The organism is Flammeovirgaceae bacterium, from assembly GCA_015180985.1.
Lineage (GTDB): Bacteria > Bacteroidota > Bacteroidia > Cytophagales > Cyclobacteriaceae > UBA2336.
On record CP054185.1, the window covers coordinates 2506423 to 2530153 of the forward strand.

Sequence of the window (23731 nt, forward strand, 5' to 3'; positions counted from 1 at the left end):
CGGCTTGTTACAAGTGAGACCCTTTAATTTTGATACCGATTATGGCTACGAAAGAAAAAGTTGTAATTATTGGCTCCGGCCCTGCCGGTTATACAGCCGCCATCTATGCAGCCCGGGCTGGGCTTAAGCCCATGCTCTATGCCGGGGGCCAGCCTGGCGGGCAACTTACCACAACTAACGATGTGGAGAATTTTCCGGGTTACCCGGATGGCATCAACGGTCCGCAGATGATGGTAGACTTACAAAAGCAGGCCGAGCGGTTTGGTACGCGCATTCACTATGGCCTGGTAACCTCTGTTGACTTTTCGGTGTATCCGCTTAAGCTTATCATTGATGAGAAAGACGAAGTGTTGGCGGATGCCGTGATCATTGCTACCGGTGCCAGTGCCAAATACCTTGGCATTCCATCGGAAGAGAAGTTTGCAAACAAAGGTGTTTCGGCCTGTGCGATATGCGATGGATATTTTTATCGCGGCAAGGAAGTAGCAGTTGTTGGTGCGGGTGATTCAGCTGCAGAAGAGTCAACCTATCTGTCGAAACTTTGCACCAAAGTACATCTGATTGTAAGACGCGATGAGATGCGCGCATCAAAGATTATGCAGGCCCGCGTTAAAAATACTCCGAACATCGAGATACACTGGAATACAGAAACAGATGAAATATTGGGTGACGATTCAGGGGTTACCGGTGTGCGTGTAGTGAATAACAAAACAGGCGATAAGAAGGTAATACCTGTGCAGGGATTTTTCCTGGCTATCGGGCATAAGCCTAATACCGATATTTTCAAGGGCTACCTCGACATGGATGAGACTGGTTATATTAAAGTACTACCGGGCTCCACCCGTACCAATGTAGAAGGGGTATTTGCCGTTGGTGATGCGGCCGACAAAGTGTACCGGCAGGCAGTTACTGCAGCCGGAACAGGTTGTATGGGTGCCCTTGATGCTGAAAAATTTCTGGCCGCAAAAGAAATGGAGTTTGCCCACCCATGAAACTCGATATTCTGGTATTTTCTGCGCACCCCGATGATGCCGAACTGGGCTGCGGGGGCACCTTGGCAAGGCATGCAGCAATGGGGCACAAGGTGGGTGTTGTTGATTTAACCCGTGGCGAACTGGGTACCCGTGGAACACCGGAAATCAGAGCATGGGAGGCTGAAAATGCTTCTAAAATCCTTGGTTTAACCGTGCGGGATAACCTGGGGCTACCCGATGGCTTTTTCAAAAACGAGGAGTCAGCCCAGCGCCAAGTAATTGCAGCTATCCGGAGGTATAAGCCGGAAATCGTTATTACCAACGCCATTTACGACAGGCATTCGGACCATGGGAGGGCAGCCCAACTGGTGGCCGATTCCTGTTTTCTGGCGGGCTTAGCAAAAATTATCACAACCGACAGGGGAGAAAATCAATTTGCCTGGCGCCCCAAAGCAGTTTACCACTTTATACAGGCCCAACTGATTAAACCCGATATCGTGGTCGATATCAGCGATTACTGGGATAAAAAGGTGGCATCATACATGGCCTTTGAAAGCCAGATGTTCAACCCGGCCAGCAAGGAACCAAGTACGTATATCTCGTCACCCGAATTTCTGCGTTTGGTTGAGGCACGTGCAGTTGAATTTGGAAGTGCAATTGGAGCAAAATATGGGGAGGGCTTTACGGTTAGAAGGATACCGGGTGTTAAATTGCTTACCGACCTGCTTTAACTTAAGGTGCTAACCGCCTGATATTCCATTTATTGTCTGTTTTTACAAAAAGTATTCTGTCATGAAGCCGGTTTGGTCTTCCTTGCCAGAATTCAATTAAAAACGGTTCAACCTCATAGCCACCCCATTGTTTGGGCTTTGGTATTTCGCCCTCTTTGTAGCGGGCTTCCATTTCAAGGTAACGCGATTCCAGCAATTCACGGCTTGAAATCGCTGCGCTCTGCGGGGAGGCCCATGCACCCACCTGTGCTCCCCGCGGACGGCTTCGGAAGTATTCAGTTGAGCGGGCCTCACTTATCCTGGCCACGGTGCCTTCAATACGCACCTGGCGTTCCAGTTCGGCCCAAAAGAAATTAAGTGCGCAATAGGGATTCGCATCCAGTTCCCGGCCTTTATTGCTCTGGTAATTGGTAAAGAAAACAAACTTATCGTTTTCAATGCCTTTCAGCAGCACTACCCGCGAGGTGGGCCTTCCGTTCTCCGTTAGGGTTGAAAGCGTCATGGCGTTCGCTTCCAGCACATTAGCCGACAAGGCCTCCATAAACCACGCTTCAAAGTGGGCTATGGGGTCATTTCCGACTGTCTCAATATCCAGTTTTTCCTTTGCGTATTCCCTGCGCAGCGAAGCGATATCGGGTTTCATGACAACTTATTGACTTCAAGTTTAGTCTAATTATTAAAATTTGCTTCGTAGTGGTACAAGTATTTTATTTCGGCCTTCAAATAATGGATTTCTTCAGGTACAAAAACAAATTGACTCCGGAACGGGGAAGGTTACTCATTTCGGAACCCTTTCTGCCCGATCCGAATTTTGAACGCACGGTGGTGTTGTTGTGCGAACATAACGAGGAGGGTTCATTCGGGTTTGTGCTGAATAAACCGGCCATGTTAAAGGCCGGTGAGGTGATGGATGAACTTCAAAACTTTAACCACGAAGTGTATGTTGGCGGGCCGGTACAGCAAGATACACTGCATTTTATTCATCGATCAGCTAAGATAGAAAACGGTGAGCCGATTTTAGAAAACATCTATTGGGGAGGAACGTTTGACCAGGTATTGTTACTGGCTGATACCAACCAACTCCGGCCGGATGAAATTAAGTTCTTTTTGGGTTACAGTGGTTGGGGGCCGGGCCAATTGAATGAAGAATTAGAGCAGGATTCATGGATTGTTTGTGACTTCGTAACCGAAGAGTTGTTATTCGAAACGAAACCGGCTTTGATGTGGAGGAAAGCACTGGAGAATATGGGCGGGCGCTATTCGGTTTATGCCAATTATCCGGTTGACCCAAACCTGAATTAACCAATTTTAGTAAATTTACCCATATTTGCCCTTTAACAGTGGACAATAACCATGGAAATGGAAGACGAAAAGATAGAAGCGGAGGGGATGGATCACCAGGCCGGGTTGATTGACCATGATGAATCTGCCGTTTTAAAATCGGAGGCAGATCTTGTTGATCACAGTGAGGATGTGTTCGGGGCTGGTACCGATGCGCCCGATTATCAGCAGTACTCTAAAGAACAACTTATTGCCTCGTTAAAAGAATTGGCTGTTCAGTCGGGTCAGCACAATATTGAGCCGGTATTGCGGGAGATTCGGATTGCTTACGAAGCATTACGCCAAAAAGAAAAAGACACAGCGTTCAACCGGTACCTGCTTGATGGCGGTTCGCCTGATGGCTTTGCATACAAAGGCGATGCCCTGGATGCATCATTCGATCAGGTAGTAAAGGTAATCCGCGAAAAACGTCAGCACTACATCAAACAACAGGAAGATCAGAAAAACGAAAACTACAAACGAAAACTGGATTTACTGGAGCAATTGCGCCAACTGGCTGACACGGATGACGTGCAGGCCAACCAGTTCGACAAGTTCAAGCAACTTCAAACGGAATGGAAAAACGTAGGTGCCGTGCCCGGCATCCATGCCAAAACCTTATGGGCAAACTACCATGCGTTGGTTGATCGGTTCTATGATAACCAAAGCATCTATTTTGAGCTAAAAGAACTTGACCGTAAGAAAAACCTGGAGGCTAAACTTGACTTATGCGCACGGGCCGAAAAACTGGCCGAAGTTGACAAAATCAGAGATGCCATACGCGAACTGAACGAATTGCACCACGAGTTCAAACACATCGGCCCGGTGCCGCGTGAAGAAAAAGAATCAGTGTGGACACGTTTTAAAGCCGCTTCAGATGCAGTTTACGCCCGCAGAGACGAATACCTGAAACAACTGCAACAGGACCTCCACTCTAATCTGGAAAAGAAAACGAAACTTTGTGACGAGGTGCAGGCATTTGCTTCCTTTCAATCTGAACGTATTAAGGAATGGAATCAGAAAACAAAAGAGATTCTTGAACTTCAGAAAAAGTGGGAAGCAGCAGGCAGTGTGCCGCGAAGCAAAACAAAGGAAATCAACAAACGATTTTGGACGGCCTTTAAAACCTTCTTTCATACGAAGAGTGTGTTTTTTAAAGAGTTAGACGCACAACGTACCGACAACTTGAAAAAGAAACAGGAGTTGGTGCAACGTGCCCTTGCCTTGCGTGACAGTACCGATTGGGAGAAGACTTCGGCTGAGTTGAAAAAGTTACAGCAGGCGTGGAAAGACATTGGCCCGGTGCCAGACAAGCATCGCGATAAGGTGTTTAAAGAATTTAAAGAGGCCTGCGATTACTTTTTTGAGCAACGAAGAGGCCAACGCTCAAAACAAGAGCAGGAGCAACTGGATAATCTGAAGGCAAAGGAAGTACTATGTGAGCAGATCGAACAAACAGCAGCACAGGGAACGGCTACTGTGGAACAGTTACATGAATTTGAAAGACAGTTCAGTGCCATTGGCTTTGTGCCACGTAACCGGATAGCCGCCATACGCAGCCGCTATCAGGCCGCAGTTGAAAAAATGGTTAATTCCATAACTGTATTAACCGATGAGGAACGCAGCCGACTGCTTTTACAAAACCAGTTATTGGATTTAAAGGATGATCCGATGGGCGAAAAGAAACTTTTTGCAAAAGAGCAGTCCATCCGGAAGAAGATTGTTAAGGTGGAGAACGACATAGCCCTGTGGCGTAATAACCTGGAGTTCTTTGCTCGCTCAAAAAATGCCGATGGGCTGCGCGAAGAGTTTAACTCTAAAATAAAAGTGGCAAGTAATCAATTGGATAGCCTGAAGCAGCAGTTAAAATTATTACGTTCAGCAGTTTAACGCTGGTTTGCAAAGACCAAACCAAGGCTTATTTTTGCACCTCCAAATACGTTCTTCGTTAGCCGTTGATGGGTTGCGTTATGTACGAAAACAGGTAGCGAAAACGGTTACTATAAAATTGCCTCCTTAGCTCAGCTGGTAGAGCAACTGACTTGTAATCAGTAGGTCGTTGGTTCGATTCCGACAGGGGGCTCTTGATAATCACGTAGTTAGCAGAATTGCTCTGCGCAATTTCTTTGAACCTGGAAATTATAATCCGATAGTGGTAGGGCGCTGGATGTGACCAGATTCTTTTAAAAGTGTTACTGGAACCGTAAAAATTTACCGTCACAAACTTATTTAAGGTGCTGCTTCAATAACGATTCAATTTCCGCAATTGTATTGCTGCCCCTGCGTACTATGCAATGCTGTTGTTTATTGCCTGTTATTATGGTTATTAAGCCAGTTCCTTTTTCACGGTTTTCAATGTGGTCAGACGTTTTCTTTGTAGCTTCTTCAAGAACCCGGATAATTAATTTTACCTGTTGTGCTGTAAGGGTAACAGATTTTGGTTCCCCTCCACTGTAGGTTCCGGTTGAACTTTCGGTTGGGGTAACGGGGTCATACGTTAAGGTATTTCCCCGCAGGGTGTAGCGGTTTCCGCTTCCATCAGCGTATTGGTAAATCGTATCGGCAGTCATGCAGGCTAAATGAAAAAGTGCCACCAAAAATAGCATTCGTGTATGCATAAGCGGAATGCAGCATTGTGGGTTAAAGTTAGTGATTTCGTTAAGGTTTTTTAGACCGGAAGGCAAACACTACACCGGCTACTGTGGCCTGTGCAAATCCGTACAAAATCCAGGTAATAACCATCAGCAATGAAATTTCAATGGCGCTGAAGGTAAGAATCATTACCGGAACCAGGGCAATGAGGGTGTAGGTTATACCTAGTGTCAGGGCCTGTACAAGTACTGACCCTTTGAACAAATTGCGGTTTCGGTTCCAAACCCACTTTAAAGCAATGGTCAGTACAAAAGGATGAGCATAAAACAGCCAGTCGGTTTTCCATGATGAAGAACGGAATACTTCATTATAGTACGCTTCCAGCATTCCGGGTATGAGGAATACGGTGGCATACAGCATTCCTACGCTGAAAACGAGTACCGTTAGACCGGAAATAAAAGTGGTGGTGTATTCTTCCTTTTTCATTGCGCTTTCTATTGCGAATAGGTAACGTAAAACGCAAATATGGAAAAATGATTATAGTCAGTAGAACAGGTGAGGTGTATCATCAGGTTACCGGCCCGGGTCGCTCTGCCATTTGCACTTTAAATACCGAGCCTTTTCCGGGTGTACTTTCAATTAGTAGTTTACCGCCCTGCAACGACACCATTTCACGGCACAGCATTAAACCCAGGCCGGTACCACGCTCGCCACCGGTACCGCGTTGAGTTTTTAGCTCCGCTACGTTAAATAACTGTGCCACTTGTTCACTTGTCATCCCGATGCCGGTATCGGTTACGCAAAGCTCATTAATTCCGTCTTTATTGCCAGCCGAAACGGTTACTGTGCCTCCGTTATGGGTGTATTTAATGGCATTATGAACCAGGTTACGCAATAACAGGTCAATGTGGTTCCGGTCGGCTTTCCAAATGGTTTCGGCCGGTACATCATTTACCAGGCTGATGGATTTTGCCCGTGCCGCATCAGCAAAAAGAGCAAAGCACTTTACTGTTAGTTCATTTAACGACAGACTAACCGGATTATAGGTATAACCATTGAGTTGCGAATGAGCCCATTGCAGCAGGTTTTCGAGGGTTTCGTTGGTGCCGATAACCAGTTGGTTTAGTTTGGGTGCGAATAGTTTAAACTCCTCTTCGGTTATTTCATTGCGCAGCAGCATACCTAATAAACCTTTCAGACTTACCAGCGGGCTTCGTAAATCATGGCCGATAATGGAGAAGAATTTGTCCTTAATATCGTTGGCCTGTTTCAGCTTTTCGTTTTGCGTTTCAATCTCTTCATTTTTTTCTTTCAATACCTGGTTCGCTTGCTGCCGAAGCCAGTTGTTTCGCACCACCAGGCCGATAACGGCTGCCATCAGAATAAAGGTCATGGCAAAGCCGATACTGAAAATAAGTTGTTCCCTGCGCGCCTGCTCATTGGCCTGTTCCAATTCAACAATGCGGGCTTCCCTTTTTTCTTCCTCAAACGCCAGTTTGGCCATCAGGGCTTTTTGAGAAGTTTCCCAATTTATAAGTGAGTCTTTTAGCTGTGTATAACCGATGTGGTTTTGCAAGGCCTGCTGAAAATTTCCAAGGTTGGCATACGCTTTCGAAAGCCCGAGGTACGATTCTTTAAGTACTTCGCGAAGATTAAGTTGCCTGCTTTCGTTGGCAGCTTCTGTAAAATAGTTTAATGCCTTTTTATACTGACCCTGCTGCAGGTAAACATTTCCGATAAGCGATTTATTATAAGAGATAACGGCAAAATCTTTTACCTTTTCTGCTTCCCTGGTGGACAGGTTAAGGAATTTGAGTGCTGAATCAGGTTTATTTTGCTGGGTGTAGATGAGGCCCTTGCTGTTGTAGTTAAAACTCAGCAATTGCTTGTCGTTAAGCGAATCGGACAAGTGAATTCCCAGGTCGGCTAAACGATGCGCTTCCTCCAGGTTTTGGTTAGTGCTGGCATAAATCCAGGTAATGTTTCCGCAAAAGCCTGCTATGTTTCGCTTGTCCTTTAACAGTTGATACAATTCCATGGCCTTTAACTGGTATTGCAACGCCTGATCATATTGTTTTAATCCGAACGTGTGCGTATTGCCTAAGACCCGGTAGGCCAGTGCCATGCCCAGTGAATCCCGGTGCCTTACAGCCAACTTAAGCGATTCGGTGGTGAGTTCAACGGCTTGTGCATAGTTGCTTTGTCTGAATTCATATTCGCCCAGGCGATTCAGGGCAAGTATTTCGCCATGAGGGTAATTAGTTTTGCGCGCCAGTTGAAGGGCTTCGTTGGCGTAATGGCTTGCCTGCTCAGGCTGATAGGCAAGGTAGCGGTTGCTGAGGCTGTTAAGTATATCAATACGGGCTTGAGGAGTAGCAGCCCTTTTAAGTTCGTGTTTAAGGCTGTCAATTTCAGACAGCTGAGCCAGACTTTGCCCAACGCCAAGCAAATACACTAAAACAATAAGCCTGCTATTATCCACGCTGAAAATTACTTAAACAATCGTAAAATGAAGAATTGCGCTTTAAATCCTGAATATTTCTGTACATTTAATTAACCGTTATGATTCATTTACGATGACAGCCGCCTCAAAATCAGTGCAATATTTTGCCATTTACCTGCTGTTGCTGGGTTTGGCGTTGATCATTTTCCCGAATAGCATGTTAAGCGTGTTAATGATGCCCGAAACAAACGAACCGTGGATAAGGGTGGTTGGTGTATTGGTATTTAACCTCGGAATTTTTTATTTCTACATGGCTTCAACGAACAACCCCTTATTCCTTACGCTATCGGTATACCTCCGTTCTTCAGTAATCGTTTGGTTCGCGGTGTTCAGTTTGCTGGAGTGGGTAAGCCCGATGATTATTTTGTTTGGTGTTGTTGACTTATTGGCTGCCGGCTGGACATATTATTTACTCAAAGCCGGCAAATAGATTATTCTTCTTTTATTCTCCAGCAAGGCAGGCACAGTTCGCTTTCAAGTTTGCTTTCAATTACATCAGGCAGGGCCGGAAAAAAGTCAATACCTGTAATGTGTTCCAGGCTGTCAACGGTAACGGCAAAGTGTTTAAGCGGCAGTCCCGATTTTTTATTAGGCACAATAAATGCGATCGCTTTTTGATTTTGATAACGGTACACCAGCAGTGCCTTGTAAAAATAGGCCGGCACACTTACCTGGTTTGGACCGATAACCGGAAGACTATCGGATAATACCGGGCCTGTAACAATAAAAGCTGCCGTGTCCTGTTGCGCCCAGGTACGCACCTGTTCTTCCAGCCGTTTCCAGATGCCGCGGTTAAATGCAGGTACCTGCGGACTAATATTGCTGAAGTAAAATGATTCTTTCATGGCCTGGGCTGACCAACTCATATCGGCAGCGGGAGCAAGGTGTCCGCGATCGTAACCGCTGCCTTTGTAATCCTCCGGTGTGGCTGTACCTGTGCTAACTTTTTGGTCAGGTAAAAATTTGTCGGATCGCTCAACCCCTCTTCGTGTTTCTTCCAAAGTTAACTCATAAGCAACCCAGTTGGCCTGTTCATGATTTTCGTTGTACACCAGTTTAAAACCTGTGTGTTCAATCAACTGTTCATCAGGCTGCAGCAGGGGGATTTCAAGCCCCAGGTGGTTGTCCACATCCATTCTTTTAACTGATGAACACATACTCATCAGCACAATAACCACAACGCAAACAACTTTCTTATCCATGGTATTTTGTACCTTTATCAGCAGGCAAAGATAGGATTGTGTATGAGCAGACTTCTGATTTTACTGGCAATAATTCTTCGTGCTGTTGCGCTGATGGCACAGGAGGTTCCGTTTAAACCCGATTCGGAATTTGAACTACGCATCAACATGAACTTTAAAGTTCGCCCACCGGCTGATGTAACTAAAATTAAGGTTGAAGAAACGTTTGGCGAATACGAAAAACGAACCAGCAACACCCCGCTGCCCTACGTTATACTATTGCTTAATGTTGTTAAGGCTGGAGAAGAGGAAGTTCGCCTGTCGGTATCCAAAAACGGCAAAGCGTATTATTCGCGAAAAGTTGAAACCGGAAAGGATGTGAAGCTGGACATTGGCTTTTCGGATGATATTAAAGATCGAACCATTGAACACGAATATGAAATTACCTTCCTTACAGACCGAAAGAAACCGGTTAGCCGCATTGTAATCTTCTTTAGCGAAGAAGGTGATTACCTTGTAAACGGGGTTAAGCGCGGACGAATATAAATAACCTATCGGCCTCTTGTCAGGCTTCCCGGCAAATCATATAACAAGTAATCGCCACAGTATCCCGGTTGACTTTTTATCTGTTAATTCGCAAAAAAAACGTTGCATGAGATTTCTTCGGATTATTGTATTGGCTATACTACCGGTACTTGTTTATTCACAATCGCGCCAGCCCGATGCCAGCCAGATAAAACTAAAGCTTAAAAAACTCAACTTTCTGGGGTCGGTGTTGTATGTGGCAGCCCATCCTGATGATGAGAATACCCGGGTAATTGCGTACCTGGCTAACGAGCGCCTGGCCACAACGGCTTATCTTTCTATGACCCGCGGTGATGGTGGTCAAAACCTCATCGGTCCGGAGATTCGCGATGAACTGGGTGTTATTCGCACCCAGGAACTGCTCGCAGCAAGACGAATTGACGGTGGGCAGCAATTTTTTACCCGGGCCAATGATTTCGGATTTTCAAAAAACGTTAACGAAACCCTGGCCATCTGGGGTAAGGAAGAAATACTCTCCGATGTGGTGCGTGTATTCAGGCAATTTCAGCCTGATGTAGTGCTTAATCGCTTCCCGCCAAACGAACGTGCCGGCCATGGTCATCATACTGCTTCGGCCGTGCTTTCGCTTGAAGCATTTGATTTAGCAGGCTCATCCGCAGCTTTTCCTGATCAATTAAAAAGCTTACCGGTGTGGCAACCCAAACGGATTTACATGAACACCGGCCGTTTTTTTAATAACACCATAAATGAAAACACTCCGGGTGTAACGGTATTGAATGTTGGCGGTTACAATGCACTGTTGGGCCAATCGTATGCTGAAATGGCCGCTACCAGCCGCAGCCAGCATAAGAGCCAGGGCTTTGGCTCGCCCGGCCGCAGGGGCGATGCCAACGAATTTTTTGAACTGGCTAAAGGCGAGCCCGCCACGAAGGACATCTTTGAAGGGATCAATACAACCTGGACACGGGTAAAAGGCGGAGAGAAAATTATTCCGCTTATTGATAAGGCTGTTAAGGACTTTAACCCTGAACAGCCTTATCTTATCGTTAACCAGTTGCTTCAAATCCGCAAAGCCATCGGGAACCTGGAGCACGGCATCTGGAAGACCCGAAAACTTGACGAAGTGAATCAGCTGATTCAGGATTGTCTCGGCCTGTTTGCCGAAGTTACGACCAACCAGTACTGGATTGCCCCCGGTGAATCGCTGGTTGCTTCATTCGAGATAATCAACCGGTCAGCGGCCGAGGTGAAACTGGCTACGGCCCGCGGTAACGGACTGACATACGATACGCTGGTTAATACCGTGTTAAAAAACAACTCACCCTTATTATTCAAAACCAGGCGAAGTATTACAACGGCCGAATACTCTGATCCATATTGGCTTCGTGAGCCTCATTCACAGGGGCTGTTCACAGTTCCCGATCCGAATATGATAGGCAAACCGGAAAATGACCGACCTCTTTTTGTTACCCTCGACTTTACCGTAAACGGTGAGCCGCTTACCATCCGGGCTCCGCTGGTGTACAAATGGACAGACCCGGTTAAAGGGGAGTTGTACAGACCGGTTGAGGTGGTGCCTCCGGTGTTTGTAACCGTTCAGAATGGGGCCTGGATCTTTAGCACACCGGCACCGTTGGAAATAGGCGTAGGTATAAAATCAGCACGTGACGGTACTCAAACCGGCCTGTTAAAAATTAAACTACCCGATGGGTGGCGGGCTGAACCACAGTCGGTACCCTTTCAATTAACCAAGAGAAATGAAGAGCAAACCAAATCGTTTAAAGTGTATCCTCCGGAGAGCGAATCAAAAGGTAAACTGAATGCGGTGGCCGAAATTAACGGCAAGGAATACAATCTTTTTGTTCGAACGATAAATTATGATCACATACCCATTCAAACCCTTTTGCCGAAAGCCGAAGTGCCGGTGGTGCGGATTGATTTAAAGAAAGAGGGCCGCGTTATCGGGTACATCCGCGGAGCCGGTGATGATGTTCCTTCCGCTTTGCGAAACATGGGTTACGAAGTGTGGGAAATGAAAAATGAAGAAGTGACAGCCGAAAACCTGAAGCGTGTAGATGCGGTTGTTCTTGGTGTACGGGCTATCAACACAAACGAACGAATCCGGTTTATGATGGAAACGCTGCTTAAGTACGTAGAGCAAGGTGGCACAATGGTGGTTCAATATAATACCAGTACCGATTTGGAAACGGATAAGTATTCTCCGTACCCGCTTACCATTTCGCGCGATCGGGTAACCGAAGAAGATGCAGTAGTACGCATCCTGAAGCCTGACCATCCGGTGCTCAATTACCCGAATAAGATTACACAACGTGATTTTGACGGCTGGGTGCAGGAACGGGGATTATATTTTCCCAACAAATGGGATGAACGTTATGAGGCTGTGCTCTCCATGAACGATAAAGGCGAAGAACCTAAGAACGGTAGCCTACTGGTAGCAAAGTTTGGAAATGGGTATTATGTGTACACCGGTCTTTCCTTCTTCAGGGAATTGCCTGAAGGTGTACCGGGAGCCTATAAATTTTTCGCCAACCTTGTTTCGCTCGGTAAAAAAACCGAGGTTACTTCACCAACACCTCCGGTAAAGCCGAAGGGAAAATCCAGGTCAAAGTAAATTGATAAAACACCTGCACGTGGACGATACACCACCGGTATTTAAAAAGTGGAGCCATTGGTACTGGTTGCTGATGGCCGCCCTGGTTATACAGATTGGCTTATTTTACTGGCTAACCATTTCATTTTCATGAATTTCATTGACTGGCTCGTGCTCTTCGGTACCATTGGGTTAATTGTTGCCTACGGTTCATGGAAAACACGCGGTAGTAAGTCCATGGAAACGTACCTGCGTGGTGACGGAAAACTTAAATGGTGGATGATTGGAATCTCCATTATGGCCACACAAGCCAGTGCCATAACTTTTCTTTCAACACCGGGACAAGCCATTGAAGACGGCATGCGCTTTCTGCAGTTTTACCTGGGTTTGCCAATCGCCATGATAATTATTTCGGTAACGTTTGTCCCCATCTATTACAAACTTAACGTACTCACTGCCTACGAATACCTTGAATCGCGCTTCGATTTAAAAACACGGTGGCTAACGGCATTGCTGTTCCTTATCCTTCGTGGCCTTTCGGCAGGCATTACCATTTTTGCGCCTTCGCTGGTGCTGTCAACGGTATTGAACTGGCGTATTGAATATGCAACGTTGCTGATTGGCATCATGGTAATTATTTACAGTGTAACCGGTGGTTCAAAAGCGGTGAGCCTTACCCAGCGCATGCAATTATCGGTAGTGATGGGTGGTATGCTGTTAGCCGGAATCATTGCCTACTCCTTGTTGCCTGATACGATCAGTTTTGCCGACAGCATGGCTGTTGCCGGAGAGCTTGGAAAGTTTAACATGATAAATGTACTGCCAGCTGATGTGGATAAGATACTTCCGGAAGGTGTGGCCTCAGTTAGTGAATTAACGTTTTTTCAAAAGGTTGATTTGGTACTGAAAGATCGCTTTAACATCTGGTCGGGCTTGCTGGCAAGCGTGTTTTTGTTTCTATCATATTTCGGAACGGATCAATCGCAGGTGGGCCGTTACCTTGGCGGGAGAAATTTAGCCGAGAGCCGGTTAGGATTACTGTTTAACGGGCTGCTCAAAATACCCATGCAGTTTGTTATCCTTTTTATTGGCGTATTGGTGTTTGTTTTTTACCTGTTTAACCAGCCCCCCGTATTTCATAACCAGGTATTGATGAACCGCGCCCTTGAAACCAGTGGTCGGGAGGAGTTGCTTAGTCTGGAATCTGAATACAACAGGGTTTACCGGCAAAAGCAAGGGGCCGTAAATTCACTGGTCCACTTCATTCAAACAGGAAACGAAGACTCCATCAAAATTTATAAACAGAACGTATTGCTGCTGCAGGAAAAGGAGAAGGCCGTTCGTGAAGCAGTAAAGACCACCATAAAGCAGGTCATTCCTTCTGCAAAAACCCAGGATCGGGACTACATTTTTTTGAATTTTGTGCTGAATAATCTGCCGCATGGCATAGTGGGCCTGTTGCTTGCCGTAATGTTTCTGGCGGCCATGTCATCCATGGCGGGTGAACTCAGCGCATTGTCATCTACCACCTCGGTTGATATTTACAGGCGGCTGCTGGTAAAAAATGCTTCACCTCAACATTACCTTAATGCTTCACGTGGTTTTACATTACTGTGGGCGGTATTAGCGATGGTATTTGCCATGCTGGCCGGTTTTTCCGAAAACCTCATTCAGTTCGTTAACATTATTGGTTCGTTGTTTTACGGTACCATCCTTGGCGTTTTCATTACAGCATTTTACCTGAAGCGGGTGCAGGGTACGGCTGTATTCTGGGCTGCTGTTATTGCCGAGTTGGTGGTGCTCTACTGTTACTTTTTTACCGATTTGGCTTTTTTACTTTACAACATTATCGGCTGCGTTGCAGTGCTTTTTGTTGCTGTGTTATTACAATTCCTTGTGGGTAAACCTGCTAGAGGGTAGCCAGTTCCAGTCACGGAAAAGCTGGTGGTAATTGGGTACGTGTTCGGAGTACACGTAGGGTTCGTACGGGTTGTCTTTGTCAACACGCAAGCGGATGAATTTGCCCGGAAGCTTCCACACCAGTTCATAGCGGGTTAGGACCGGTTTAGCATTCTCTGGCCGTTGTCATCAATCATAATCGGCTGGTTTTCCAGTGCGGTTTTGTTATTGCCGTCAAGCGGAGTAATACTGAACGTTCCGTACTGTGCAATAATCTTATTAGCAACATTTTCAGTAAGAATAAACCGTGATTGGCAGTGCTCTCCATCAAGATAGTACAAGATTATTCTCGAAACCGGTGAATCAAAAATTTTTGATTTCGGACTTTGAATAACAAAAAATTCGGCCCGTTCCTGGAAGAATTTTCCAAACCGGTAATCTTCCAGCCACTGGCGCGGCTCTGAATTGCTTAACTGGTATGCCGTGGCTTCATCGGGTGGGGGTATGATTTTCTTTACTTCCGCTTTCTGTTCAATCGTTTCAACCTCCTTTTTTCGGGGTTGGTGTGTGCATGCAGAGACAGCCAGTATTACGGATAATAGTGCGGCAGGAATTCTCATCAGGTTTAAAGTTACTATACCCATCTCAAAAATAAACATAACCACGAAGGCCACTGAGAAATACAGTATACTGACCTCTTTCTTTGTGACCTTTGTGCTCTCTTTGTGTTGCTTTGTGGTTACCCTGATTTTTGAGATAACCTATACTTACCACCGGCTTCTGCCAGTTGCGCATCGAGGGTTTTAACCTCAGTTCCGGCCTTTACAGGCACCAGGCTCATGGCGTATTCACTTAGTGCAGTGATTGTAAGCGATGGGTTAACACCCAGGTTGCAGGGAATGATGGAGCCGTCAAGAATGTAAAAGTTTTTGTAGCCGAAAACTTCAAAACGTTCATTTACTACACCGTCCTCTATGGTTTTTCCTGGCGGACATCCACCCAGAATATGTGCTGTACTTGCCAGTCCGAACAGTACTTCACTGAAAGCATTTTGAGGCACACCTTTTACTTTGGCCGCATAGCGGTACAATACTTCCTGACCAATGGGAATGTAGCTTGGCACTTTTTGCCGTTTGTCATTACGAAATGTAAGCCGGTATCCGAACAGACCCTTTCGCAATTGCATGCGCATGGCGTTGGGCAGCGATTGCATAGTGAGAAAAATAACCGAATGGCGGGCACTATTTTTTTGAAACACCGAGCGTATGAAATCAATCGGGTGAATAATACAATTGCCAATCATCTTGAGCGTGCGCACAACAGGAGTGCCGCTGCCTGCCGCCATAATGGCCAGCCGGGTCATGGCCCCGGACTTATCCGGAAATTTTACCAGTTCAACATGCGTGTGGTCATCAGGATTAAACACAGTGCTGATGGCCAATCCGTGATTAAGCTTCCGATCAGCCGCCACCACACCCGAAAGCATTTCGGAATTGGTTAGCACATTTTCTCCTAATCTCTCTGAAAGTTTTGGAAGTGTTTTGTGTACATATTTCTGTTTTAATAACAATGAGAGTGTACCCAGTACCCCGCCACTTACTACCAGACCGTTACAGGTAAAAGTCAGTTCACTGACTTTATTTTTTCGCGTGCCGGATTTTGTAATAATGGAATAGGATGAATCGGGTAAAACCGAAATTTTCACAACCTCGGTTTCTGCCACAATTCTGGCCCCGAAAAGTTTCTCGGCAAACCACAGGTAATTTTTTACAAGCGTATTCTTGGCATTATACCGGCAACCTACCATGCAACCGGCACATTCTATGCAGCCCTTTCGCAACGGGCCGAGCCCCTTGAAGTACGGATCTCTTTCTTTTGATGGATCACCCAGATAAACCCCAACCGAATCAACCCGATTGTAGGTGTGCGCCCGGTTCATATCGTGTGCAACTTCTTTTAGTACCTCGTCTTCTGCATTTTCTTTTTCGTACCGTTCGCTGCCCAGCATGAACCTGGCTTTTTGGTAAAACGGAGCCAACACAGTTTTCCAGTCTTTAAATGCCGACCAAACCGGGTTGTTAAAGAAAGCATCGGGAGGCATCATGTGCGTGTTGGCATATACCAGCGAACCTCCGCCAACGCCCACACCGCTTAGTACAAATACTTCTTTAAAGAAATCAAGTTTAAGAAAGCCAAACCACCGCAGGAAGGGAACCCAAAGGTATTTTTTCAGATTCCAGTTTGATTTTGGAAAATCCTGGTCACTCCAGCGTTTGCCTTTTTCGATAACCAGTACGCGATACCCCTTTTCGGCCAGTCGCATGGCCGATACCGAACCGCCAAACCCGGAACCGATAACGATATAATCGTAGTGATTATCTTTCATAGATTAAGTGGCCCCGCTATCAGGTGGCAATACGATTTTAAGGTAACAAAAAAGGCAGCCTCCTCAGACTGCCTTTTTCGAAAGGGTTATTTGTTATTTCTTTTTAGCCGGAGTTTTTGGCATCTCGGCATTCAGCTTGGCAATCAACTCCTCATTCAACTTAATATAGCCGAAATCACTGGCCGCTTTTTTCGCCAGGTCAAGCGATTGCTGAGCAGTAGCCAACGCACCTTTATAATCACCTAATGCGTGCTGGATCTTTGCTTTGGTGTGGATATTCCAGAAGGCCTCTTTGTTGCCGGTTTCAATGCCCAGGGTAATCCACTCAAGGGCTTTGTTTAAATCTTTTTTGTTTTCAAAATAATAGTTAGCGGCAGCGATGTAGTTACCCGGACTTACCCGTGTACCCGCCTCAATAGCCTTCATCACTTTGCTGTCGTAATCAACCGCCACATTAAATTTCACTGAAGTATTTTCCCATGCCAGTTGTACGTTGGCATTGGTATTATCATCGGCAATGTCGGTAATGGCAATAGTGAATGTAGAAACAGGTTCTGCAAGCCGTGAAGGTTTAACTGTAAAGCGGGCCGCATCCTTTTCCTGTTTGTAGTTGGCCATGTTCCCGCCAATAGAAGGGTCGCTATACAGGATCACCGTCCAGGAATCAGCCCCCGGTATGGTGAGCAACAGGTATTCGCCTTTTTTAACATCCTTTCCTTCAACTTTTACATCATCCGAAAAATTGATAAGGGTACCCTGATTCGCACCGGTCCTCCACAGTTCGCCAAAGGGCACAAGGAAATCAGCACCGCTTCCGAAAATTTTCCGGCCCTTCATTTTAGGGCGTGAATATTTTATGTTGATGTCGGTAAGACCAACCACCGAGCTTACCGTTCCGGCCGGACTGGCCGCGGGTGTCTGAATTTGTGCGTGTACAGCAAAAGCCGTAATCAGCAAGAAAGCAACTAGAAGTTTTTTCATGGTATAGTTAATTTTGGGTTTATAAACATTTCAGAGCCGCCAAAATTAAGGATTCTTTTTGTTCCTGAAACCATACCATGTGAAGTTGCCCGAGTCTTTTTACCAACGGAATAATGTTGTTGCCATTGCCCGCGAATTGCTTGGTAAACACCTTGTTACACGCATAGGAAACCAGGTAACTTCGGGTTTAATAGTTGAAACAGAGGCCTATTCATGGAAGGAGCGGGGATGCCATGCTTTTAACGGAAGGAAGACCAGGCGGAATGAAGTTATGTTCTACGCAGGAGGGCATGCGTATGTTTACCTTTGCTATGGCGTGCACAACCTCTTTAATGTTGTAACCAATCAGGCCGGTGTGGCCGATGCTGTATTGATACGGGCCATTGAACCGGTTGGCGGGATATCGATTATGCAACAACGCAGAGGGCCTGTTGCCAATCCGTTCCACTTAACCTCCGGGCCCGGTAAACTGACTGTTTCACTTGGCATTGATCGTACTTTTAATGGAAAATTCCTTACCGGAACCGAAGTTTGGATTGAACCGGGTGAAAACCTATCCGCAAAACGAATTGAAGCAAGTAAACGGATTGGCGTGGATTATGCAGGAAAAGATGCTAAACTGCCATGGCGTTTTACCATAAAGGGTAACGCGTGGGTAAGTAAATAAGTGATTTGATGATGCGGCACACATTTTTTTTATTTCTGACAGCCCTGGCTGAAGCTATTGCACAACCGGTTGTTACTCCCGAATTATTCAAACGGGTAAACTCACCCTTCGATGAGCAGGCCCCGGTTATCAGCCCGGATGGGGGTACACTTTTTTTTACACGCAGCAATCATCCGGAAAATGTAGGTGGTAAAGCTGATCCGGGCGACATCTGGATTTCATTTCTTATCGAAGGGGTCTGGTCGGCACCGGTTCATGCCGGCCCGTTGTTGAATGATCGTGCCTATAATGCGGTGATTGGATTCTCACCGGATGGATTGCAACTGTTTCTAATCGGTCATTACTCGGGCTCGCCAACTTCAGCAAAAACCCAGGGTATTTCGGTTTCAAGAAAAACAAACAACGGCTGGTCAAAACCGGAAAACATTTTTATCCCTTACTTCCTTAACAAGTCGGATTTCAGCAGCGGATTTATTTCATCGGATGGTAACGTGTTTGTTTTTAGTGCAGAAACATACGGTACACTTGGCGTAGAAGATATTTTTGTTTCAGTAAAAGATGGCGTGGGCAAATGGAGTGAGCCGCGAAATGCCGGCCGATCGGTAAACACGCAGTTTCAGGAGTTATGCCCGTCATTGAGTGAAGATGGCAGCAGGTTATATTTTTCGAGCAACGGGCGAAAGGGGTTTGGAAGTTTTGATATTTACTACTGTACCCGGTTGGATGATACGTATCTGAACTGGTCGGAGCCTGTAAACCTGGGCAGCGCTATTAACTCTGAAGGTCGGGAACTCTTCTTCAGAAACTATGCCTCAGGCGGATTTTCAATTTTTACCAGCACCAAAAACAGCGATGGCTATGGCGATATTAAATTGTACAAACCTGAGACTTCGCAACCGGATACTTTGCTGGTTATTTCAAACCGTGTTAAACCTGATACCGTGCTTGCTTTTAAAGAAAAAACATATTCACTAACGGATTCGGAACTTCGGATATTTGGCAAAGTAAGTGATGCCAAGACCGGAAAATTTATCACCGCACGACTAAGTTTTACCAGCCGCGATAAAAAACTAGACGCAGATGCGCCTGCCGACAAGGGGTATGGCGTTACGGTTCCTTCAACAACCGAGTACACCGTTGAAGTTGTTGCGCCTAACTATGTAAGTGTATTCGAAAAACTGGATCTAAACACCGTTGAACTGAAGGAACTTGAAATGAATTTCCGGTTGCAACCGGTTGAGGTAGGAACTATGGTAACGCTTAAGAATATCCTGTTCATTCAAAGCACACCTGAACTTTTGCCGGAATCTTACCCGGAGTTAAACCTGGTAGTTGAATTTTTAAAGGCCAATCCGCAAGTCGAGATTGAATTATCCGGTCATACCGATAACCGGGGTTCGTACCGTGCGCTTATGGAGTTGTCGCAAAAACGGGTTAACCGGGTAAAAAGCTACCTGGTGTCAAAAGGTATTGACCCCAAACGGATTAGCGGTAAAGGATACGGAGGCACCAAACCTGTTGCCAGCAACGATAATGAGGAAAGCCGGCAGTTAAACAGAAGGGTGGAGTTTACGATTAAGAAGTTATGACTCAAGATGCCTTAGGATGGGTCAGGACTGCCAGGATCGACATATATAAGAGCACAAACTCCACCAAAGATAATCAGGTAAAATATCCCAAAGAAAAGAACTCCATACCAGGCGCCTTCTGTCAATGAACCGCTTTCGGGCTTTACTACAATGGGTTGATTTTGCATCTTGTTATTGCTGGTCAATAACCTCCAGGCATAATCAAACTGCCGGTCCTGATCGTTCCTAAAGTATTCAATTGCGCGGTAGTTGAAAGTTGCTATTATATGATAATTTTTGTTTCGGAACTGTTCCTTTGCATTATCAATTGCTATTTCCGTGGTTAATTCAGGCGCCACTTCAGCTTCTGTAAAGTAAATCCAGGCCCTGTAAATGGAATCATCCCTGTTTTGACCAGTAATCGGGATAACTGAAACATAATGTAGCTCATACTTTCCTTTATTTCTATGCCGATAATAAACGTATTCAAGCCTGCCCTCAGTATTCACTTGAAATTCGTTCAGCTTAAAAAAAATGGGTGCAATAGCGGGCACCTCATCAATAGAATGAAATGTATGTATCGTTTCTGTGAAGTCCCGATAGACATTAAGTGCACAGGCAAACGGCCAAAGTAAACCAAGAAGAGTGACAATCGGATAATAAAATCTACTATTACCAGTCAGTCTTGCTGAAGCTGATATTGGGTGAAACACAAACAGAAAAACTATCGCTGTAAATGCCAGGTAATAGGGAACATAGGTCAGCAAGGAAGTCGGAGCTTTGTCCACGTACACCAGATACTGGTGAATCCAATGAACAATGAACGGGGGTACAATGGAAAAAATGAGGAACTTCCAAAAAAAGAACTTCCGATCAGGCTTGTTTTGATTTGTTGATCGTTTCTTATCAGTGGATTTTATGTACCAGGCAGCCAGGAACCCAATTACTAACCCTACTATCAGCCAAATCGGGAGGTATTTGACCAGAATAGATTCTGATTCCATTGCACAAACTGTTTTTAGAACCCTGCTGCTGCATCATCGCCTCTTGGATCGGCCCCGCCTTCAAGCCGGCCATCGGGCAAAACCAATATGGCATCCACCCGGCCGATGCCGCGCCTGAAACGGAACGTGTGCCCCATGCTTACCAGTTCAAGACTGTCTTTTTCGGTAAAAGCACCTTTCTCGTTAAACACAAAATCCGGCATCCACTGGCTGTGAAAGCGTTTGGCTGAAACGGCTTCCTGCATGGTCATACCGTGCTCAACCACGTTCAGAATGGTTTGAAATACGGAGGTGATTATAGTTGTACCACCCGGTGTGCCCACTACCATAAAAAGTTTACCATCCTTTTCTACAATGGTAGGCGTCATGGAACTGAGCATGCGTTTGTTGGGCAGGATTTTATTTGCTTCACCGCCAATGGCTCCGTACATATTTGGTACGCCCGGCTTTACGCTGAAGTCGTCCATCTCATCATTTAAAATAAAACCGGAACCGGCCACCACCACATGCGAACCGTAACCATCGTTTAATGTTGTGGTTACCGATACCGCGTTTCCTGCTGCATCTACTACCGACAGGTGAGTAGTTTGTTCCGATTCGTAGCCTGCAAGCCGGCCGTGATCTACTTCTGTGCTTGGGGTTGCCCTATTCGGATCGAAGTTCTCCATCCGCTCGTCAAGGTATTGATTGGCTACCAGTTTGGTTACCGGTACATTAACAAAATCCGGATCGCCCAAATAAAAAGCCCTGTCGGCATACGCTCTGCGTTCGGCTTCAATCATCAGATGAACGGTTTTTGTTTTGTTATGCCCCCAGTTATTTAACGGATAATCGCCAACCGTTTTTAACAATTGTATGAGGGCCACACCGCCACTGGATGGGGGAGGCATCGAAATGATTTTATAATTTTTGTAATAGTCAACCAGTGGCTTTCTCCACACGGCCGTATAGCTTTTCAGATCTTCTTTGGTTATGATGCCCTTTCCGCGTTGCATTTCGGCTATAATGTGGTCGGCTGTGATTCCTTCATAAAATCCGGCACGACCCTGATCGCGGATACGTTCAAGCGCACGGCCAAGATCAATGTGCTTTATAGAATCACCTTCTTTCCATTCATCACGGAGAAGATGATCCGGTAACACCGTATTGTATTTTCTAAAGTCTTCCGCTGCACTGTTCAGCCCGCGGGCTTCTTTTTCAGTGAGGGTAAAGCCGTTTGATGCCAGGTCAATAGCAGGCTGCACTAAATCCTTCCAGGGTAGTTTACCGTACTTCTGATGAGCATCTACAAGACCGGCTACCGTTCCGGGCACACCGGCTGACAGGTGACCCCGAGCACTTAACTCAGGAATAGCGGCTCCGGTTTCGGCAAGATACATATCCGGGTGGGCGGCTGCAGGGGCTTTTTCGCGGTAGTCTAATGCATCAACGGTGCCGTCCTTAAATCGTGCAACCATAAATCCGCCTCCGCCTATGTTACCGGCAACGGGGTACACCACAGCAAGCGCAAACTGCGTGGCAATGGCTGCATCAACAGCATTGCCGCCCCGCCTCATAATATCAGCGCCAACTTTACTGGCCAGCGGGTGAGCGGATACAACCATGGCCGAATCGGTTATCAGGCCGGTTACTTGTTCCTTCTTTTTCGGGCCGCAGGCAACGGCTATTAGAACGGGCAAAAGCAGGTAAATGCGTTTCATCAGGTAACTGTTTGCTATGAACCAATAAAAGTATTAATTAATCACAAACTTGTGTACTACCGGTGGGGCTTAGAAAAGAAAAAGCAGCACGACTTAAAGTGCAGATACTGGATCATACCCTGAAACTGATTGGCAAAAAACCTTTTGAGGATTTGTTTGTTGACGAGATTTGTGCAAAGGTTAAGATTAGCAAGGTAACGTTCTTCAAATACTTTCCGCAGAAGGAAGATATTCTGCTTTACTATTTCAGAATATGGTGCTTCGACCGCTCGGTTGAACTTCAGAGTAAACCCAAAGAGGGGTTACAGGGTGTATACTACATGGCTGATAAACTCAGTGAAGAATGCGAGAACCATCCCGGGCTGATGCTCAGCCTGATTGGGTACCTGGCCGATCTGAAGCGACCGCCAAAACCGTTTCCGGTGAAGGCCGAAGAAAAGCAATTGCTGTATCCCGATAGACCGGATGCCCACAGCCTTGAAATCCTTTCACTTGAACAAATGCTGGAAAAGTTTTCGCTGGAGGCAGTCTTTAAGAAAGAGATCACCAAAACCAGTTCAACCCGCGATGTAACCTATTTGTTTATGACCTGCCTGTTGGGATCGGTAGTTACCGCCCACATTAACCAGATAAGTCCGCTGCGCTATTTTTTTAAGAAGAACCTGGAGTTGGTAGTGAAGGGGTTGCAGTAAATCATCCTTTCATTTTAACCCGCTTAACCCCCTGTTTTTCAGGCTGTATGCGCAGCCGGCCGATGTGCCACTTCTTTTTATAAATATGGTTTTTATACCAGGTGTGGTGGTAGCGTGGCTTAACTACGGTTGAGCCACCGGGCTCGGCACCTTTGCAGGCAACTAAGCACAATACAACCATAAGTGCCCATAGGCGGTGAAACATACCTTTTGGAATATCGTAATTATTGCAAAGTGCAGCATATTTTCTTAATTTCACAAAACTAACCAACCCATTAACCCTTAAACTTTACTTTATGAGAAATCTATTGTTGACTTTAATATTGTTTTTTTCTTCCTGCCAGCCTTTGCTCAGGATGAGGGAGAAGCCATTGCC

Annotated in this window: 22 protein-coding genes and 1 tRNA gene; 12 read left to right on the forward strand and 11 right to left on the reverse strand. The window is 45.9% G+C overall.

The features are described from left to right. The first annotated feature begins 41 nt into the window (after positions 1–41). Both trxB and bshB1 read left to right on the forward strand, forming a co-directional pair. Complete coding sequence (gene trxB, locus HRU69_11600; GenBank protein ID QOI98090.1) at positions 42–992, forward strand: thioredoxin-disulfide reductase; 951 nt, start codon at positions 42–44, stop codon at positions 990–992. After that, positions 989–1705: a bacillithiol biosynthesis deacetylase BshB1 gene (gene bshB1, locus HRU69_11605; GenBank protein ID QOI98091.1), complete on the forward strand. Its 717-nt coding sequence runs from the start codon at positions 989–991 to the stop codon at positions 1703–1705. Before trxB ends, bshB1 begins: the two co-directional genes overlap by 4 nt. A gap of 1 nt (position 1706) precedes the next feature. Here bshB1 and pdxH read toward each other — a convergent pair whose 3' ends face one another. Then, complete coding sequence (gene pdxH / locus HRU69_11610) at positions 1707–2348, reverse strand: pyridoxamine 5'-phosphate oxidase (protein ID QOI98092.1); 642 nt, start codon at positions 2346–2348, stop codon at positions 1707–1709. Positions 2349–2431: 83 nt separating this feature from the next. Here pdxH and HRU69_11615 point away from each other — a divergent pair, with 83 nt between their 5' ends. The 3 genes from HRU69_11615 to HRU69_11625 all read left to right on the forward strand — a co-directional run bounded on the left by HRU69_11615 (position 2432) and on the right by HRU69_11625 (position 5108). Then, positions 2432–3007 (forward strand): YqgE/AlgH family protein, encoded by a 576-nt coding sequence (locus tag HRU69_11615; GenBank protein QOI98093.1) that lies wholly within the window; start codon positions 2432–2434, stop codon positions 3005–3007. Positions 3008–3064: 57 nt separating this feature from the next. Continuing rightward, the gene (locus HRU69_11620; GenBank protein ID QOI98094.1) at positions 3065–4915 is read left to right on the forward strand and encodes a DUF349 domain-containing protein; all 1851 of its coding nucleotides are present in this window, start codon (positions 3065–3067) and stop codon (positions 4913–4915) included. A gap of 120 nt (positions 4916–5035) precedes the next feature. Next, positions 5036–5108 (forward strand) — tRNA-Thr (locus HRU69_11625). Positions 5109–5250: 142 nt separating this feature from the next. Here HRU69_11625 and HRU69_11630 read toward each other — a convergent pair. From HRU69_11630 to HRU69_11640, 3 genes are all read right to left on the reverse strand, one after another. Beyond that, positions 5251–5595, reverse strand: a complete 345-nt coding sequence (locus HRU69_11630) for a hypothetical protein (protein ID QOI98095.1) — start codon at positions 5593–5595, stop codon at positions 5251–5253. 88 nt (positions 5596–5683) lie between these two features. Then, the gene (locus HRU69_11635) at positions 5684–6103 is read right to left on the reverse strand and encodes a hypothetical protein (GenBank protein QOI98096.1); all 420 of its coding nucleotides are present in this window, start codon (positions 6101–6103) and stop codon (positions 5684–5686) included. 82 nt (positions 6104–6185) lie between these two features. Beyond that, positions 6186–8099, reverse strand: coding sequence for a tetratricopeptide repeat protein (locus HRU69_11640; protein ID QOI98097.1), 1914 nt, complete (start codon positions 8097–8099; stop codon positions 6186–6188). A gap of 94 nt (positions 8100–8193) precedes the next feature. Here HRU69_11640 and HRU69_11645 point away from each other — a divergent pair, with 94 nt between their 5' ends. After that, positions 8194–8550, forward strand: coding sequence for a hypothetical protein (locus HRU69_11645; protein QOI98098.1), 357 nt, complete (start codon positions 8194–8196; stop codon positions 8548–8550). Between the two features lies 1 nt (position 8551). Here HRU69_11645 and HRU69_11650 read toward each other — a convergent pair whose 3' ends face one another. Further along, a complete protein-coding gene (locus HRU69_11650) occupies positions 8552–9283 on the reverse strand; it encodes a DNA/RNA non-specific endonuclease (GenBank protein QOI98914.1) in 732 nt (243 codons plus the stop codon). 81 nt (positions 9284–9364) lie between these two features. Here HRU69_11650 and HRU69_11655 point away from each other — a divergent pair, with 81 nt between their 5' ends. The 3 genes from HRU69_11655 (at position 9365) to HRU69_11665 (ending at position 14378) form a co-directional block, all read left to right on the forward strand. Beyond that, positions 9365–9847 carry a hypothetical protein gene (locus HRU69_11655; protein QOI98099.1) on the forward strand — a complete coding sequence of 161 codons (483 nt, stop codon included), beginning with the start codon at positions 9365–9367 and terminating at the stop codon, positions 9845–9847. A 106-nt stretch (positions 9848–9953) separates the two neighbouring features. Further along, a complete protein-coding gene (locus HRU69_11660) occupies positions 9954–12479 on the forward strand; it encodes a PIG-L family deacetylase (protein ID QOI98100.1) in 2526 nt (841 codons plus the stop codon). A 129-nt stretch (positions 12480–12608) separates the two neighbouring features. Further along, entirely contained in the window at positions 12609–14378 is a 1770-nt protein-coding gene (locus HRU69_11665) for a sodium:solute symporter (protein QOI98101.1), read from the forward strand. Positions 14379–14512: 134 nt separating this feature from the next. Here HRU69_11665 and HRU69_11670 read toward each other — a convergent pair whose 3' ends face one another. The 3 genes from HRU69_11670 to HRU69_11680 form a co-directional block, all read right to left on the reverse strand. Continuing rightward, positions 14513–14977, reverse strand: coding sequence for a hypothetical protein (locus HRU69_11670; GenBank protein QOI98102.1), 465 nt, complete (start codon positions 14975–14977; stop codon positions 14513–14515). Between the two features lie 119 nt (positions 14978–15096). Beyond that, positions 15097–16743, reverse strand: coding sequence for a GMC family oxidoreductase (locus tag HRU69_11675; GenBank protein QOI98915.1), 1647 nt, complete (start codon positions 16741–16743; stop codon positions 15097–15099). 93 nt (positions 16744–16836) lie between these two features. Further along, complete coding sequence (locus HRU69_11680) at positions 16837–17724, reverse strand: DUF2911 domain-containing protein (GenBank protein ID QOI98103.1); 888 nt, start codon at positions 17722–17724, stop codon at positions 16837–16839. Positions 17725–17803: 79 nt separating this feature from the next. On the opposite strand from HRU69_11680, the gene HRU69_11685 reads away from it, so the two are divergent. Together HRU69_11685 and HRU69_11690 are read left to right on the forward strand one after the other, a co-directional pair. Further along, positions 17804–18391 (forward strand): DNA-3-methyladenine glycosylase, encoded by a 588-nt coding sequence (locus HRU69_11685; GenBank protein ID QOI98104.1) that lies wholly within the window; start codon positions 17804–17806, stop codon positions 18389–18391. Between the two features lie 8 nt (positions 18392–18399). Further along, positions 18400–19980, forward strand: coding sequence for an OmpA family protein (locus tag HRU69_11690; protein QOI98105.1), 1581 nt, complete (start codon positions 18400–18402; stop codon positions 19978–19980). An 11-nt stretch (positions 19981–19991) separates the two neighbouring features. Here HRU69_11690 and HRU69_11695 read toward each other — a convergent pair whose 3' ends face one another. Both HRU69_11695 and ggt read right to left on the reverse strand, forming a co-directional pair. Then, the gene (locus HRU69_11695; GenBank protein ID QOI98106.1) at positions 19992–20747 is read right to left on the reverse strand and encodes a hypothetical protein; all 756 of its coding nucleotides are present in this window, start codon (positions 20745–20747) and stop codon (positions 19992–19994) included. Positions 20748–20977: 230 nt separating this feature from the next. After that, positions 20978–22663 (reverse strand): gamma-glutamyltransferase, encoded by a 1686-nt coding sequence (ggt, locus tag HRU69_11700; GenBank protein QOI98107.1) that lies wholly within the window; start codon positions 22661–22663, stop codon positions 20978–20980. 62 nt (positions 22664–22725) lie between these two features. On the opposite strand from ggt, the gene HRU69_11705 reads away from it, so the two are divergent. Continuing rightward, positions 22726–23355, forward strand: coding sequence for a TetR/AcrR family transcriptional regulator (locus tag HRU69_11705; protein QOI98108.1), 630 nt, complete (start codon positions 22726–22728; stop codon positions 23353–23355). Position 23356: 1 nt separating this feature from the next. Here HRU69_11705 and HRU69_11710 read toward each other — a convergent pair whose 3' ends face one another. After that, positions 23357–23614 (reverse strand): hypothetical protein, encoded by a 258-nt coding sequence (locus tag HRU69_11710; GenBank protein QOI98109.1) that lies wholly within the window; start codon positions 23612–23614, stop codon positions 23357–23359. Positions 23615–23731: the final 117 nt, after the last annotated feature.

Bases quoted from the DNA above. Each gene is read 5' to 3' on its own strand.
- trxB (QOI98090.1), top strand. From the start codon at position 42: ATGGCTACGAAAGAAAAAGTTGTAATTATTGGCTCCGGCCCTGCCGGT.
- bshB1 (QOI98091.1), top strand. From the start codon at position 989: ATGAAACTCGATATTCTGGTATTTTCTGCGCACCCCGATGATGCCGAA.
- pdxH (QOI98092.1), bottom strand. From the start codon at position 2,348: ATGAAACCCGATATCGCTTCGCTGCGCAGGGAATACGCAAAGGAAAAA.
- HRU69_11615 (QOI98093.1), top strand. From the start codon at position 2,432: ATGGATTTCTTCAGGTACAAAAACAAATTGACTCCGGAACGGGGAAGG.
- HRU69_11620 (QOI98094.1), top strand. From the start codon at position 3,065: ATGGAAGACGAAAAGATAGAAGCGGAGGGGATGGATCACCAGGCCGGG.
- HRU69_11630 (QOI98095.1), bottom strand. From the start codon at position 5,595: ATGACTGCCGATACGATTTACCAATACGCTGATGGAAGCGGAAACCGC.
- HRU69_11635 (QOI98096.1), bottom strand. From the start codon at position 6,103: ATGAAAAAGGAAGAATACACCACCACTTTTATTTCCGGTCTAACGGTA.
- HRU69_11645 (QOI98098.1), top strand. From the start codon at position 8,194: ATGACAGCCGCCTCAAAATCAGTGCAATATTTTGCCATTTACCTGCTG.
- HRU69_11650 (QOI98914.1), bottom strand. From the start codon at position 9,283: ATGAGTATGTGTTCATCAGTTAAAAGAATGGATGTGGACAACCACCTG.
- HRU69_11655 (QOI98099.1), top strand. From the start codon at position 9,365: ATGAGCAGACTTCTGATTTTACTGGCAATAATTCTTCGTGCTGTTGCG.
- HRU69_11660 (QOI98100.1), top strand. From the start codon at position 9,954: ATGAGATTTCTTCGGATTATTGTATTGGCTATACTACCGGTACTTGTT.
- HRU69_11665 (QOI98101.1), top strand. From the start codon at position 12,609: ATGAATTTCATTGACTGGCTCGTGCTCTTCGGTACCATTGGGTTAATT.
- HRU69_11670 (QOI98102.1), bottom strand. From the start codon at position 14,977: ATGAGAATTCCTGCCGCACTATTATCCGTAATACTGGCTGTCTCTGCA.
- HRU69_11675 (QOI98915.1), bottom strand. From the start codon at position 16,743: ATGAAAGATAATCACTACGATTATATCGTTATCGGTTCCGGGTTTGGC.
- HRU69_11680 (QOI98103.1), bottom strand. From the start codon at position 17,724: ATGAAAAAACTTCTAGTTGCTTTCTTGCTGATTACGGCTTTTGCTGTA.
- HRU69_11690 (QOI98105.1), top strand. From the start codon at position 18,400: ATGATGCGGCACACATTTTTTTTATTTCTGACAGCCCTGGCTGAAGCT.
- ggt (QOI98107.1), bottom strand. From the start codon at position 22,663: ATGAAACGCATTTACCTGCTTTTGCCCGTTCTAATAGCCGTTGCCTGC.